Origin of the sequence: Clostridium sp. CM028 (genome assembly GCF_030585565.1) — a bacterium.
Lineage (GTDB): Bacteria > Bacillota > Clostridia > Clostridiales > Clostridiaceae > Clostridium_AD > Clostridium_AD estertheticum_B.
Genome location: NZ_CP077766.1, coordinates 996940 through 1011541, shown reverse-complemented (window position 1 = coordinate 1011541; position 14602 = coordinate 996940). Strand labels below are relative to the sequence as shown.

The following is a 14602-nucleotide window of genomic DNA, read 5'->3' as shown; positions in this document are numbered from 1 at the left end:
ACCGTTTTTATGAATTTTGTATGTAAACATACTGGTATTTCATTTGCTTTCGCAGTATATATTAAGCATCTTTAATTTGATAATTATAATTATTATTATATTTTCATGTTATTATGGTAAGAAATTAGAAAAGATAGATAAAGCTCAATTTATACGTGTGTTTAAATAAATTTAAGGGGTATGATTTTATGAAGAATGAGATATTATTAAAAAGTGTTGATGATAATTTGGAAGAAAAACTTATAGAGATACGTCATAATTTTCATAAGCATCCAGAGTTATCTAAAGAGGAGTTTAAAACAACGCAGACTTTACGTAAGCTATTAAATGAAGCTCAAATTCGTGTACTTGATCTACCACTTGAAACAGGGTTAGTTGCAGAAATAAAAGGATTTAAGGAAGGGCCTATTATTGCAATTCGTTGCGATATTGATGCGTTGCCTATTATTGAAGAAACAGATTTAGATTATAAGTCAGAAGTTTTTGGAAAAATGCATGCTTGTGGACACGATTTTCATACAACTGTTATTTTAGGTGCAGCTTATTTATTAAAACAACAAGAATCAACATTATCTGGAACAGTACGGGTTATATTTCAACCAGCTGAAGAAATAGGGAAGGGTGCAGAAGACATTTTGGCAAGCGGAGTCCTATCAGGTGTTGATGCAATTTTTGGATTGCATAGCTCACCAGATTTAGAAGTAGGCAGTTTAGGAACAAATGTGGGAGCTTTGACTGCAGCAGTTGATCGTTTTGAAGTCGAAATTGCAGGCACTGGAACACATGCGTCATCACCGGAAAAGGGAACAGATCCGATTATTGTTGCAGCTCATATGATTACAGCATTACAAACAATTGTTAGTCGTAATGTTAGTGCATTTGATCAGGTACTCATTAGTGTTACTCACTTGGAAAGTGGTAATACATGGAACGTAATTCCCACTACAGCTTATTTTGAAGGAACTGTGAGGACGCTTAAGGCTGAAACACGTGAGTTCGTCCCTAAAAAAATGCTGCAAATAGTTAAAGGAATGGCTGACTCATTTGGTGCAACTGCCGAGCTAAAATGGTATTGCGGACCGCCAGCAACAAATAACACAGCGAAGTGGACGTCTGTTGCATTAGAAGTAGCAAAAGAACAGGGATATGTTATTAAGGAACTTCCTCAAACCCTAATTGGAGAAGACTTTGCTTATTATCAAGAGCAAATAGAGGGTGCATTTGTTAGTATAGGTACAGGTGTGTCATATTCACTTCATCATCCTAAATTTACAGTAGATGATGCGGCAATTCTACCAAGTTCAAATTATTTTGCGAAACTCGGTAGGCGCGCATTGCTTATTTTAACAGAAAAATAAAGTCGATTTATGAAACAAGATTAAAATGGTAATGTGCTAATAACCATATATGTGCTATAATATACCTTTATACAATCAAATATTATCTGTTGAAAAGTCTTATTTTCAATTGTATTTTATAATGAATGCAAATAAATTATAGTAATGGAGAGATGAAAGTTGAAATACAAAAAAAAATTTACTCTGATTGTTTTATTTCTAGTATTTTCTATGAACTTAAATGTTTTCGCAGTTAGTAGTAATGACACTGCTAGTTTACCAACAATATATGGGAAAGCAGCCATCACTGTAGATGTTGCAACTGGCGAAATAATTTACGCGAAAAATGTTGACAAGCTAACGTACCCAGCAAGTACAACAAAGTTAATGACCGCGCTATTGCTCGCTGAGAACAGGGAAAAAACTGATGAAATAAAATATACGCAAAGTGCAAAAATCCAGCCTGCGGATTCATTAAATGTTAATTTTCATCCAATTGGACTTGATGAAACTATGTCAGGTGCTGACGTAATGGATGGACTGTCACTGTTTTCAGCGAATGATCTGGCCTGTATGATTGCAGACGACGTCTCAGGAAATGGTACAAACTTTGAGAAAACGATGAATGATAAGGCAGCCCAATTGAACATGACAGGAACTCATTTTGTAACTCCTAATGGGCTTTCGCGTCCCAATCATTATACTACGCCTTATGATATGAGTATATTGGCTAGAGCTGCATTTTTAAACCCATGGGTAAAAGAATCAATGACTAAAAAGAAAAGTACCATATCAACATCAAAAGGTACAACATTTAAAATTGAAAATAGCAACAAGCTTCTTGGCGTAGATGGTTGTATTGGTGGGAAAACAGGATATACTTCACAAGCTGGAAGATGTCTTGTAGCCTTTTATGAAAGAAATGGTAGAGAAATTATGGGGGTTGTTATGGGATCAGTTATGGATGCCAAAGACACTTATGTTTTCAATGATATGGAAAACATAATTAACTATAGCTATAATTTGCAGAAAGAAGTATTACATGCAAATAATTCTGTAATAAGAACTGAAACATTAAAATACAAACCGCTTGGATTCTTTGGTCCAGAGAAAACTATTAGTGTACCACTGGTAGCTAAAGAGGATGTTAGCTATTACAACAACGAAGCAAACAAAAAAGATTTGAACGAAAATATAAACTTAACCAGTATGTCTGTATCTAGTCTTAAAGGAAATAAGAGCGTTGGAACTTTGACATTAACTGAAAAAGGGAAGGTCAAAACTTACAAGCTGTATTCAACAGTTTCGAAAGGATCTTTACTAAAAAACAATATACATATATACATTATGGCTACTGGGATATTTATTTTATTTTTAATAGGAATAGCGGTTATAATAAGAATGATTAATTTAAATAAGAGAAAAAGAAGGAACAATAGATTTAAAAGGAATTTTTAAAATGAAGTGAAGAAAGGGCTGTATTGTGGATATTAAATCCATGATAGGGCCTTTTTTTACGTGGATGGCTGATGTATCTGTACTGTAAGTGCCATCAAGGCGAAGTATTCATTCTAAGAATTCAATTAATAGCAGAAAAAACAAAATCCTTATAGAATCCTTATAATTACTTAGTATTATAAAACTATAGTAAACGAAAGGAAGATGAGTATATATGAAAAATTACATTTTACAAACAAAAAATCTTTGCAAAACTTTCAAAAAACAGCGTGCAGTAAACAACATTTCGCTGTCCATTGAGAAAAATTCTGTCTATGGATTGCTAGGCCCGAATGGTGCCGGAAAATCAACTCTATTAAAAATGATTACGGGAATGCTTCATCCAACATCAGGAGAAATTATTTTCGAAGGTCATGAGTGGAGCAGGAAGGATCTTTCTAATATAGGAGTTTTGATTGAATCTCCACCTCTTTATGAAAATCTTACGGCTGTTGAAAACCTGAAAGTACGAACTATTCTTTTAGGACTTCCAGATTCCCGTATTAAAGAAGTACTGGAAATTGTGGATTTGACGAATACAGGAAAAAAGCAGGCAGGACAGTTTTCTATGGGAATGAAGCAAAGGCTTGGAATTGCAATTGCACTACTAAATAAACCCAAATTGCTAATTTTGGATGAGCCTACAAATGGTCTGGATCCTCTTGGAATACAAGATTTACGTGAGTTAATATGTTCATTCCCGGCGCAGGGAATGACAGTCATCCTCTCCAGTCATATATTGTCTGAGGTTGAACTTATTGCAGATCACATTGGCATCATAAGCAATGGGGTACTCGGGTATAACGGAAAAATTAATCCTGGTGAAGATTTGGAGGTGCTTTTCACAGAGGTTGTGAAAAAGAACAGGAAGGAGGATTTATAATGCTTAAATATTTACAGGCTGAAAATTTGAAATGTAAGAGAACATTTATAAAAAAACTGATTATTATCGCACCTATAGTTACTTTGTTATTTGGATTTATGACCGGAAAATATTTTGAATCCAATAGCTTCAATTGGTGGTACATGATGATTTTGCCCGGATATATTTCAATAATGGCAGTAATGACTAACGAAAAGGAGCAAAAAAAGTTACGCTATAGGGCTGTATTTGGTCTGCCAATTTCACTAAAAAAAGTGTGGATTTCAAAAGTTTTGGCAAACGGGATTTATATGACTTTCTCATGTATGGTTTTTATAGTTGGAATTTTTTTAGGAAGTTATCTAAGGATCACTCCCGTACCGGCTTTTAGTGCATTTGCCGGAGCTGGTTTGATTGCAGTTACATCTTTATGGCAGATTCCACTTTGTATGTTTTTAGCGAAGAAACTGGGAATGCTAGGGACGGTTTTGATAAACGCTGGAGTTGGAACTGTATTAAATGTTATGGCTGTAAGTACATCAATGTGGTGGATTTCTCCTTATAGTTGGACGTCACGTATTATGTGTTCCGTTCTTGGAATTTTGCCAAATGGAGAGCTAGCAGGCATAGGAGATCCGCTACGAAATCCAGTCGTGATTCCAATTGGAATTATGCTGTCAGTTGCTCTGTTTATCTTGCTACTGATTGTTACCGCTAATTGGTTTGAAAAACAGGAGGTTAATTAATATGATTGCTTTACTTAGATGTATAAAATCGGATTTTTATAAATTAAGACACACTTCTATTCCGTGGATTCATTTACTTATTCCACTAGCGGGAGCATTCATGTTTTTGGCGTATTATAGATTATATTCATGGAGCGCAGTAAAAAAAATAAGCGGGTATCTGGAGGTCCTAGCAATTGCATTTCCTTTGCTGATAGGAATAATCAGTGGGATAGTAATTGAGCAGGAAGAGCAAGCTGGAAATTTTCAAACACTACTGTGCAGTACAAAATCAAAATGCACCACGTATTTGAGTAAGCTAATCATTTTACTTTTATTGGGAAGTTTTTCTATAACACTTGCTGTAGGAATCTTTGCACTTGGATTCCAAACAATGCCCATTATATTTTACTTGAAAGCCGCAGGAGCATTAGTTCTAGGAAATATATTCATCTATATATTGCATATGTTCATAAGTCTTCAATTTGGAAAAGGAGCTTCCACAGGGCTTGGAGTTTTCGAAAGTCTGATTTCTGCGCTGATGATTACTGGTCTTGGAGATAAGATATGGCATTTCATTCCATGCGCATGGAGCGTGAGATTTTGCGATTATCTCGTTGCAGAGTGGGCCGATCATTTTACAAGTGCTGTTGTAACGCTTGATACGAAGCAAGGATTATTTGTCATGTTATTTGCCGTATGTATAGCCTTTGTTGCAAGTTTATTTTGGTTCAAAAAATGGGAAGGAAGAAAGTCATATGAATAAGAAGGAATTGTTATGAAGATAAAAAGAGGATTTGTACTTTTGTTCACAGTTTTGTTTTGTACATTAGTAATAGGGTATTTTGCAAAAGATACTATAATTAAAAAAGTAAGGACATATGCACTTAAAGATAAAATTGTTTGCAAGGTCAATGCTAAAAATGCTACGCAAATCAGTTATAAGGAAATAACTTATCAAATTTCAAATGTTTCATTGGATCGGTCTAAACTTGGGGGATGGAACGGAATTATTGACAAAGTGGCAGTTCTTGATAAAAATAATTGTATACTTAAACAAAAGGAAATTGATTTGTCTGCCCAATTAACAATAGAGGATGTAAAAAAGGATCTTCCCCAAAATGCAAAGTTTATTGTATCTTTTCAAAGTGTTTGTTCAATAAAAGGTATAGATAGTAAAGAAGCCATCGCCGTCCAAGTTGATAACAACTTTTACAAAGCGATGCCTGTAGGAAGCGCGTCTACTGATAAAACAGCCATCAAATTATCTCCTGCGGAGTAAAAATAAAAGTGCTTATAATAAGCTTCGCTATGATTTGGAATTTATGGATAATATAAGTTGATTGGATAATATTTTGACGTTATACTAGTTATAGACAACATGCGAGGAGTGAGGAATATGGCAAAAATTTTGGTTATCGATGATGAACCTGATATCCTGGCTTTAATTAAAAATATTCTTCAGAAAGATAATCATTTGGTAACTACAGTTGTGAATCCTGAAAAAATTTTAACTAGTGAATTTTCAAACTTTGATTTGATTTTACTTGATGTCATGATGCCGGGTATGGATGGATTTACTTTTTGTAAGGAGATTCGTGGTATTGTAGACTGTCCTATTATTTTTCTTACAGCAAAAACTATGGAAATAGATATTATGTACGGGTTAGGGCTTGGCGCGGATGATTACATTACAAAACCATTTGGAGTGGGGGAACTAAGAGCCAGAGTAAATGCTTATCTTAGGCGGGAAAACCGTGAAAGGCGAATTACTCTTTGTGTATCCGGGGTGAAGTTTGATTTAGCTGGTAAGGACATTTTAGTGGATGATAAAAAAATTCCTTTTACCAAAAGTGAATATAACATATGCGAATTTCTTGCCAGAAATCAAGGCCAGGTTTTTTCAAAGGACAAAATATACGAAGGTGTTTATGGGTATGATGGAGAAAGTGACAGCTCAGCTATTACGGAGCACGTTAAAAACATACGGGCAAAGATAGCTGTGTTTGAACTGTCACCAATTGAGACGGTATGGGGGATAGGGTACAAATGGAAGTAAAGAAAAAAGCTTTTACGTTAAAGGCGGTCTTTTTTAAGTATCTATTAATTTTAGGAGTTACATTTATTGTTTTCGCAGGAGTATATATGGGAATTTTTAATCTAGGCGTAAGAAATGGTGTGATTCTTATACCGAGTTACTGCGAGGATTTGGCTAGGAGCGCTAAACCATTACTTGCATCTACACCGAAAATCACAGAAAACATGATACCCTATGGATGTAAATTTGCTGTTTTCGATAAAGAATATCAGGTTGTAAAAACAAATTTAGAGGGTCAGGACTTACTTACCGCAACAGAATATGCTAAGGGTACTTACCTTAAAAGTGTAAGCAAAAAGAACTACTATTTCATTGAAAGGGAAGATGGGTTTTGTGTTTTAGAGTACTATGTTCAAATGAGCTACCAATCTGAGTTTTTAAATAAGCATTTACCGGATCCCGAAAAAATCATGATTATAACTTTTGCCGCTTTATATTTTTTCATTATTTTAATCATTACTACTATTTATGCGAAAAACCTAAATAAGCATCTAAGGCCCCTCCTGCAAGCTACTGAAAAAATCAAGGAGCAGGATTTGGACTTTGACATAAAATGTTCAGGAATTAAAGAATTCAATGATGTACTTTTATCAATATCAGACATGAAAACAGAATTAAAAAAATCATTAGAACAGCAATGGAATATAGAACAAGCAAAGAAGGAGCAGATTTCCGCTCTTGCCCATGATCTTAAAACTCCACTAACAATTATCAAAGGAAATGCTGAATTGCTGTCTGATTCAACATTAGATAAGGAGCAACAGGAATATATTGATTATATTTCAACAAATACAAGGCAGATTGATCAGTATATCAAAACACTGATTGATATTTCAAATTCAGAAAAAACTCTTTTTCTACAACTGGAAAGGATAGATTTTGAAAATTTTATTGGCACAATTCAAGAGCAGCTTGAAGCCATTGCAAATACCAAGGGACTTAAAGTTGAGTTTACTAAAACTTATATTCCTAGGTCGATTATGATTGATAAGTTGCTACTTCAACGTGCCATTATGAATGTTATTTCAAATGCGGTGGATTACTCCCCAAGTAACGGAAAAATTTATTTTGAGGTAAAATCCATGGATAATAAAATAAGATTCATTACAACAGACGGTGGAAAGGGTTTTTCAAGCGAGGATATCAAATCAGCCACAAAACAATTTTATATGGGTGATTGTAGCCGCGCATCGAAAAGTCATTATGGGATAGGGATGTACATTACCCAATCATTTGTAAATCTCCATGGGGGGACCCTCCATATGGATAATTCACTTGTAACTGGTGGCGCACAGGTAACAATAGAGATTCCAATTTGTGAATAGGGGATTGGTGATTTTTTTGACAGCAAGTTCAGAATATAATAATTAAAGCTACAGGTCTTTCTAAAGGGAAGGTCATACAGATAAAGAAAGTCCTCAAGCGATTGAAAACCAATCATTTGAGGGCTTTTTTAAATAAGCATAGAATTTTTTTTGTTTCTATTTTACTCTAAAGTAGAAAGGGTCTACAAAATTGAACGATATTACAGAGTATTTTAGTTCTCTTTGGTAAGTTGTATACTCTAATCTTAAGAAATCTTAAGGTTTAATTACAATTTTCTTAAACTCCTTCTTGTAATATAAGAAAGCAAGGAATATGCATTTTACTTTGTTGAAAAATTTTAAACGGTTTATCTGCCAACATGATGGAGCAAAAACCATTACAATTTAATATTATATTTATCTTGAAATTTTCGGATATTTTATATTGCAATATACAATTTTATTTATTTTTTTACTTTTATGTATACATTTGTACCCAATATGCCTTATAATTACATGGGAAGTTTTACATAGAGTAGCGTTATACCATAAATTGTAAGAGCGAATATAAATGGAGGCAAGGGAAAGTGGATAATTAAGCAAAACGAATGTATGTGTGTAAACAAAAACATTGAATTATGTTAAATAGAATGTTTAGAGTTATTAATATATTTAGATTATATAATGTACATAATTATTGCTTAGCGAATAGGAAATAAAAGAAAACATAGATTTTTGAAATATAGAGAGGAGGCACATTTATGGACTTTATTGATAAAATCGAAAGTTACAGTACTGGCGATAAAGTAGCTCATATGTATAGGAATAGTAACTTAACCTATAGGGAATTAAAAACAAAATCTGATTCACTTGCTGTAAATATTATAGATTTATTTGGAAAAGATAAAACTCCAATAATAGTTTTTGGACATAAAGATCATTTAATGCTTATCTGTTTTTTAGCTTGTGTAAAAAGTGGACATGCATATATTCCAGTGGATAGCTCAACACCAACTACAAGGCTTAAAGATATTGTATTTATTTCTGGTGCTAAACTAATTATAAACACATCAGATGATTTAATTGATATTCCAGCAGAAACAATATTGAATAAGAGTGAAATAGAAGAACATTTATTACAACATGGGAATAAAATACCAAATATAGGTTATAGAATTAAGGATGAAGAAGTTTATTATATTATATATACTTCAGGAAGTACTGGTAATCCAAAGGGAGTTCAGATAACTAAAAATTGTATTCAAAGCTTCATTGATTGGAGTATGGATTTAACTGATAAAAAAGATAAAATATTTATGAATCAAGCACCTTTTTCTTTTGATTTATCTGTTATGGATACTTATTTATCATTGGTTTCTTGTTCAATACTATATAGTATTGATAAAGAGATGATAGCTAATTTACCTGAGCTTTTTATTGATTTTAAGTCTTCGGGAATTACAACTTGGGTTTCCACTCCGTCCTTCGCAGAAATGTGTTTACAAAGTGAGCAATTTAATGAAAAGTTATTACCCAAATTGAGGCAGTTGTTATTCTGTGGAGAAACACTTTCTAAGGAATGCGTAAGAAAATTATTCGAAAGATTCCCTAAAATTAAAATAATAAATTTCTATGGGCCAACAGAGGCAACAGTAGCAGTAACTGCAATTGAAATAAAGAAAGAAATGCTTTTAAGTAAAGAAAAGCTTCCAGTTGGGTACGTAAAAAAAGACTGTGAAATAATCATAGAAGAAAATACAAATGAAATATTAATAGTAGGTGATAGTGTAAGTATAGGGTACTTTGCTGAGCCTATTTTAACAGAAAAAAATTTTTTTGAAAAAGAAATTTTAGATGTTAAAAAGAGGGGATACAGGACCGGAGATACGGGTTATATAGTTAATGGTCTATTATATTATGAGGGACGAATAGATAATCAAATTAAACTTCATGGTTATAGAGTGGAAATTGAAGATATTGAAAACAATATAAGAATACTTCCTTTCATTAAAAATGCAGTTGTAGTACCTATTAAAGAAAGAGGTAAAATTAAATATTTAGCAACAGCTGTAGTGCTAAATGATAAATATGAAGGAAACATAATTATCTTAGTTAAAAATTCCTTGAAGGATTTACTGCCTTCATATATGATACCTCGCAAAGTAAAGGTAGTAGAAGTTCTACCGATAAATGGAAATGGAAAAATCGACAGAAAAAAGATAATGGAGGAATTTTAAATGCTTCCTTATGGAGATTTTTTGTATTTCTATATAATGATTTTAGTGCTAATTCCAGCAATTGTTGTTGGTTTGCTTGGCAAAAGGATAAAATGGTATGGACTACCGGCTAGCTTATTTATGATGTATTTAATTTTTGGTAAATCAAAACAGCAAATTAAATATTTAATTATATTTTTTATAATGGAATTTTTGTTAATTATTATTTACAGCTTTATAGTGAAAAAGTTTAAACAAAGATGGTTACTTTGGATAATGATATTTATAGGCCTGTCACCTTTAATCTACTCAAAGTTTAGCAATATACTTATACACAGAGAGCTTGGATTTCTAGGGATTTCTTATTTAACTTTCAAAGTTATTCAGATGTTAATACAAATTTTTGATGGGTATATTACCAAAATAAATATTTTTGATCTTGCTTATTTTATGTTATTTTTTCCAACATTAAGTTCTGGACCCATTGACCGCTCACTTAGATTTACTGAGGAAAGCAATAAGGTTATAAAGCCCAGACAATATGTTGAATATTTAGGTGATGGACTATTTAAGATTCTACAGGGAATAGGTTACAAATTCTTAATAGGATATTATATACAACAACATTTTATTAATGTAATATCATTAAGACCACACACTTTAATAAATGCAACTAAATATATGTATTCTTATAGCTTTTATTTGTTTTTCGATTTTGCCGGTTACAGTTTAATTGCAATAGGCGTAAGCTACATAATGGGAATAAAAACGCCTGAAAACTTTAATCTTCCATTTATAAGTAAAGATATAAAAGATTTTTGGAACAGATGGCACATGAGCTTATCTTTTTGGTTTAGAGATTTTATTTATAATAGATTCGTAATGACTGCCATTAAGAAAAAGTGGTTCAAGAGTAGATATACAGCTTCCTACATTGGTTTCATGATAAACATGATAACCATGGGGCTATGGCATGGGATTCAGTTGAATTATGTTGTTTACGGTGCCTTCCATGGGATTTTAATCATAGTTACAGATTATTTTCAGAGAAAAGTACTCTACAAAAAAATCAAAGGAAAGGGTTATTTTAAAATTGCTTCGACTTTTGTAACTTTTAATTTGATATGTTTTAGTTTTTTAATATTTTCAGGATATTTATTTAAATAGAAGGAGGAATTTATATGCAAGAATTAATTTATAGTATATTAGAAGAAATTACTGGTGAGGATTTACATAACGAAAGTGATGTGAATTTATTTGATAGCGGAAGATTGGATTCATTAGGAATTATTGAACTGATTGTAGAATTAGAGGATAAAGCTAAAATCAAACTTGATCCTGCAATTGTTGAAAGAGGAGATATAGAAACACCAAACAAAATTATTGACTACATTCAAACTCTCTCTGAATGTAGAATGTAATGAAAAAGGTCATAGCTTTCGCTTGTTCTATTATTATTAGTATTGGTTTTTTATTTTGTTATCAAAGCTATTATAAAGGTCTTATTTCAAAAAAATATTATGATAAATTCGGAGAAAATTTATCTGCATATAAATTTAAAAGCGTAGCACTTCAAAGCATGGGAGCAAGACAAGGTGATAATCTTTTTATGTTTGGTTCCTCTGAAGTTGTAAAGACTACTGCATATTCTACTCATCCAATTAAAGTTTTTAATGATAAAAAAAATGGTTTCCAAATCAATCTTATAGGACAAGGAGGTTATAAATCCTTAGTACATACTGCTAATTTTGGAGCAATTGGTAAGGAACTTAAGGGGGAAAAAGTGGTTTTCGTACTTTCTCCACAATGGTTTTTAAAGAACGGCATTAATGAAAATGAGTTCGAAGCCAATTCTTCTGAAGCACAGGTATATGGATTTTTGTTTAATAAGGATATTAGTTTAACTACAAAGCAAGAGTTTTCTAAAAGAATAATATCAATTACTGACAAAAAGGCCAATAAACACTTTGATATTATGAGAGACTACTGCTCTCTTTATAGTAATAATGACTTATTAAGTACATCTAAGAGATATTTGATGACTCCTTATTACAGGATAAGATACGAGCAATTAATGTTAAAGGACAATATAAATAGCATTAAATATCTTAAGCCTAAACTTGCAAAATATAATGCGACGCAGCATACAAATATTAACTGGAATGCGGAATTAAAAAAAGCTACGGAGATTGCCGAATCAAAGTCTAATAATAATAAATTTGGTATGGACAATAATGCGTATAAACACGCGATTAGAGGAAATCTTCATGAAATAAAGGGGTCTATGAAGAAGGACTCTTATAAAGTATCTCCAGAATATGAGGATTTTAAATTGTTGCTAGATGTTTGTAAAGAACAAGGAATTAAACCACTATTTCTAAATATTCCTGTAAACGGCGAGTGGTATGACTATGCTGGATTTAATAAAAATGATAGGCTAGCTTATTATAAAAAAATAAACACTATGGTTAATTCCTATGGATTTGAAGTTGCTGATTTTTCAAAATATGAAAATGAAAAATACTTTCTAATGGATAGTTCCCACTTAGGCTGGAAAGGTTGGGTATATGTTAATGAAGCTATTGATAAATTTTATAACAAAAATGAAAACTAATATAATTTTTATGACAACTATTTATATTATTGTCATTTTAGGCTGTAGTTATGTATTTTTATTTCAGCCAGATGTTAAAATTTCTTATATATATAATCAATTTTAAAGCTAGACAATTATGCATGCAGTACTATCTATATGTAACATTCTAAATAATACAAAAACCCCTCTGTAGCCTCTGTAGCTACAGAGAGGTTTTTTAAAAACATATGGCGTTTACTTTAGCGCGAATTGAAAATGGTGATAATATTAATAAGAATTTTGCATTTTGCATAAATAATATATTCATATTTTTGTTAATAAGAAAAAAGGTTTAAAGTTTTAAAAAAAAAATAGTCATTGTATATAACCAATTTGAAGCTACATTATCTAACATAATTTTAAAAACATTACTTTCGGAATATTCTAATTTTTGGGTTTTACGTTTTTCTGTGGTACAATAACTTTGAATTTAACTCATACATATTTATAAAATATTAAATTTACAAAAGAAGGGGAGGATAAAATGATGAACTTTTTACAAGCAATTATCGGAAAGACAAATGATATTCTATGGTCCTATATACTTATTGCACTACTTATTTTTATGGGGCTATATTTTTCTTTTAAAACAAAATTTGTTCAATTTAGATATTTAAAAGAGATGATTTCTCTTTTAACTGAAGGTGTGGGGAAATCTATTTCTAAATCTGATAAAAAGAAAGGTACATCTTCATTTCAAGCATTTTGCATAAGTACTGCTTCTAGAGTTGGAACTGGAAATCTTGCTGGAGTTGCTATTGCTATAGCGCTTGGTGGTCCTGGTGCAATATTTTGGATGTGGCTAATTGCTTTAATAGGCGGTGCTTCTAGCTTTGTTGAAAGCACTCTAGCTCAAATTTATAAAGTTAAAGATAAACATGGCTATAGGGGCGGGCCTGCATACTATATGGAAAAAGCACTTAATAAAAGATGGATGGGAATTGTTTTTTCTATATTAATTACAGTATGTTTTGGCCTTGTATTTAACTCTGTTCAATCAAACACTATATCACTTGCTTTTCAAGAAGCTTTTGGTGTTAAAACTGTAATTACTGGTTTAATTTTATCAATATCTACAGCAATTATAATTTTTGGTGGAGTTCAAAGAGTGGCTAAGGTTTCAGAGATTATTGTTCCTATAATGGCTGTTGCATACTTGTTAGTAGCTATATTTGTTATTCTTAAAAACATTTCTTCGCTACCATCAGTAATTTCACTTATATTTAGAAGTGCGTTTGGTTTTGAACAAGCTTTAGGCGGTGGTGTAGGTGCGGCAATGATGATGGGAATTAAACGAGGACTTTTCTCAAACGAAGCTGGAATGGGAAGTGCTCCTAATGCGGCAGCAACAGCAGAAGTAACTCACCCTGTAAAACAAGGACTGATTCAAACTTTAGGAGTATTTACAGACACAATTTTAATATGTAGTGCAACAGCATTTATAATATTATTATCTGGAACTTATACAACTAAAGGATTAACTGGAATACAGCTTACGCAAAATGCTTTAAGCTCACAAGTTGGGGCTTGGGGAAGTACCTTTATTGCTGTATGTATATTCTTATTTGCATTTAGCTCAATTGTAGGAAATTACTATTATGGCGAAACAAATATAGAATTTATTAACTCAAATAAAATATATGTTTTATTATATAGAATTACTGTTGTAGGTATGGTTTTTGTTGGCTCTGTAGTAAAGATTCAAATAGTTTGGGATTTAGCGGATTTATTTATGGGCTTAATGGCAATAATTAATTTAATCGCTATATTCCAACTTGGTAAAATTGCTTTTGCAGCATTAAAAGACTACACCTTCCAGAAAAAGCAGGGTAAGAATCCTGTATTCACAAAGAACTCTATTGAAGGATTAAAAAATGTGGAATGTTGGGATGAAGAATAATTTCCTATTTTTTAAAAATCTATGATTT

Annotated in this window: 13 protein-coding genes; all 13 read left to right on the top strand. The window is 32.0% G+C overall.

Annotation, left to right across the window (positions count from 1 at the left end; all coding sequences use genetic code 11):
* The first annotated feature begins 188 nt into the window (after positions 1-188).
* The 13 genes from KTC94_RS04805 (at position 189) to KTC94_RS04745 (ending at position 14574) form a co-directional block, all read left to right on the top strand.
* Complete coding sequence (locus KTC94_RS04805) at positions 189-1358, top strand: amidohydrolase (protein WP_220320069.1); 1170 nt, start codon at positions 189-191, stop codon at positions 1356-1358.
* Positions 1359-1568: 210 nt separating this feature from the next.
* A complete protein-coding gene (locus tag KTC94_RS04800) occupies positions 1569-2795 on the top strand; it encodes a D-alanyl-D-alanine carboxypeptidase family protein (protein WP_220320083.1) in 1227 nt (408 codons plus the stop codon).
* Positions 2796-3009: 214 nt separating this feature from the next.
* Complete coding sequence (locus KTC94_RS04795; RefSeq protein WP_216303013.1) at positions 3010-3717, top strand: lantibiotic protection ABC transporter ATP-binding protein; 708 nt, start codon at positions 3010-3012, stop codon at positions 3715-3717.
* Positions 3717-4442, top strand: coding sequence for a lantibiotic immunity ABC transporter MutE/EpiE family permease subunit (locus tag KTC94_RS04790; RefSeq protein WP_220320070.1), 726 nt, complete (start codon positions 3717-3719; stop codon positions 4440-4442). The genes KTC94_RS04795 and KTC94_RS04790 overlap by 1 nt, the downstream gene beginning before the upstream one ends.
* A gap of 1 nt (position 4443) precedes the next feature.
* A complete protein-coding gene (locus tag KTC94_RS04785; RefSeq protein ID WP_220320071.1) occupies positions 4444-5187 on the top strand; it encodes a lantibiotic immunity ABC transporter MutG family permease subunit in 744 nt (247 codons plus the stop codon).
* 12 nt (positions 5188-5199) lie between these two features.
* A complete protein-coding gene (locus KTC94_RS04780; RefSeq protein WP_220320072.1) occupies positions 5200-5703 on the top strand; it encodes a NisI/SpaI family lantibiotic immunity lipoprotein in 504 nt (167 codons plus the stop codon).
* Between the two features lie 117 nt (positions 5704-5820).
* Positions 5821-6480: a response regulator transcription factor gene (locus KTC94_RS04775; RefSeq protein ID WP_216303017.1), complete on the top strand. Its 660-nt coding sequence runs from the start codon at positions 5821-5823 to the stop codon at positions 6478-6480.
* Positions 6471-7844: a sensor histidine kinase KdpD gene (locus tag KTC94_RS04770; RefSeq protein ID WP_216303018.1), complete on the top strand. Its 1374-nt coding sequence runs from the start codon at positions 6471-6473 to the stop codon at positions 7842-7844. The genes KTC94_RS04775 and KTC94_RS04770 overlap by 10 nt, the downstream gene beginning before the upstream one ends.
* 740 nt (positions 7845-8584) lie before the next feature.
* The gene (gene dltA / locus KTC94_RS04765) at positions 8585-10060 is read left to right on the top strand and encodes a D-alanine--poly(phosphoribitol) ligase subunit DltA (RefSeq protein WP_220320073.1); all 1476 of its coding nucleotides are present in this window, start codon (positions 8585-8587) and stop codon (positions 10058-10060) included.
* On the top strand, positions 10061-11206 hold the full coding sequence (gene dltB / locus KTC94_RS04760; RefSeq protein ID WP_216303020.1) for a D-alanyl-lipoteichoic acid biosynthesis protein DltB: 1146 nt from the start codon (positions 10061-10063) through the stop codon (positions 11204-11206).
* Between the two features lie 14 nt (positions 11207-11220).
* Positions 11221-11460 carry a phosphopantetheine-binding protein gene (locus tag KTC94_RS04755; RefSeq protein ID WP_216303021.1) on the top strand — a complete coding sequence of 80 codons (240 nt, stop codon included), beginning with the start codon at positions 11221-11223 and terminating at the stop codon, positions 11458-11460.
* A complete protein-coding gene (dltD, locus tag KTC94_RS04750; protein ID WP_220286950.1) occupies positions 11460-12653 on the top strand; it encodes a D-alanyl-lipoteichoic acid biosynthesis protein DltD in 1194 nt (397 codons plus the stop codon). Before KTC94_RS04755 ends, dltD begins: the two co-directional genes overlap by 1 nt.
* A gap of 508 nt (positions 12654-13161) precedes the next feature.
* Positions 13162-14574, top strand: a complete 1413-nt coding sequence (locus KTC94_RS04745) for a sodium:alanine symporter family protein (protein ID WP_216303763.1) — start codon at positions 13162-13164, stop codon at positions 14572-14574.
* The last annotated feature ends 28 nt before the right edge of the window (positions 14575-14602 follow it).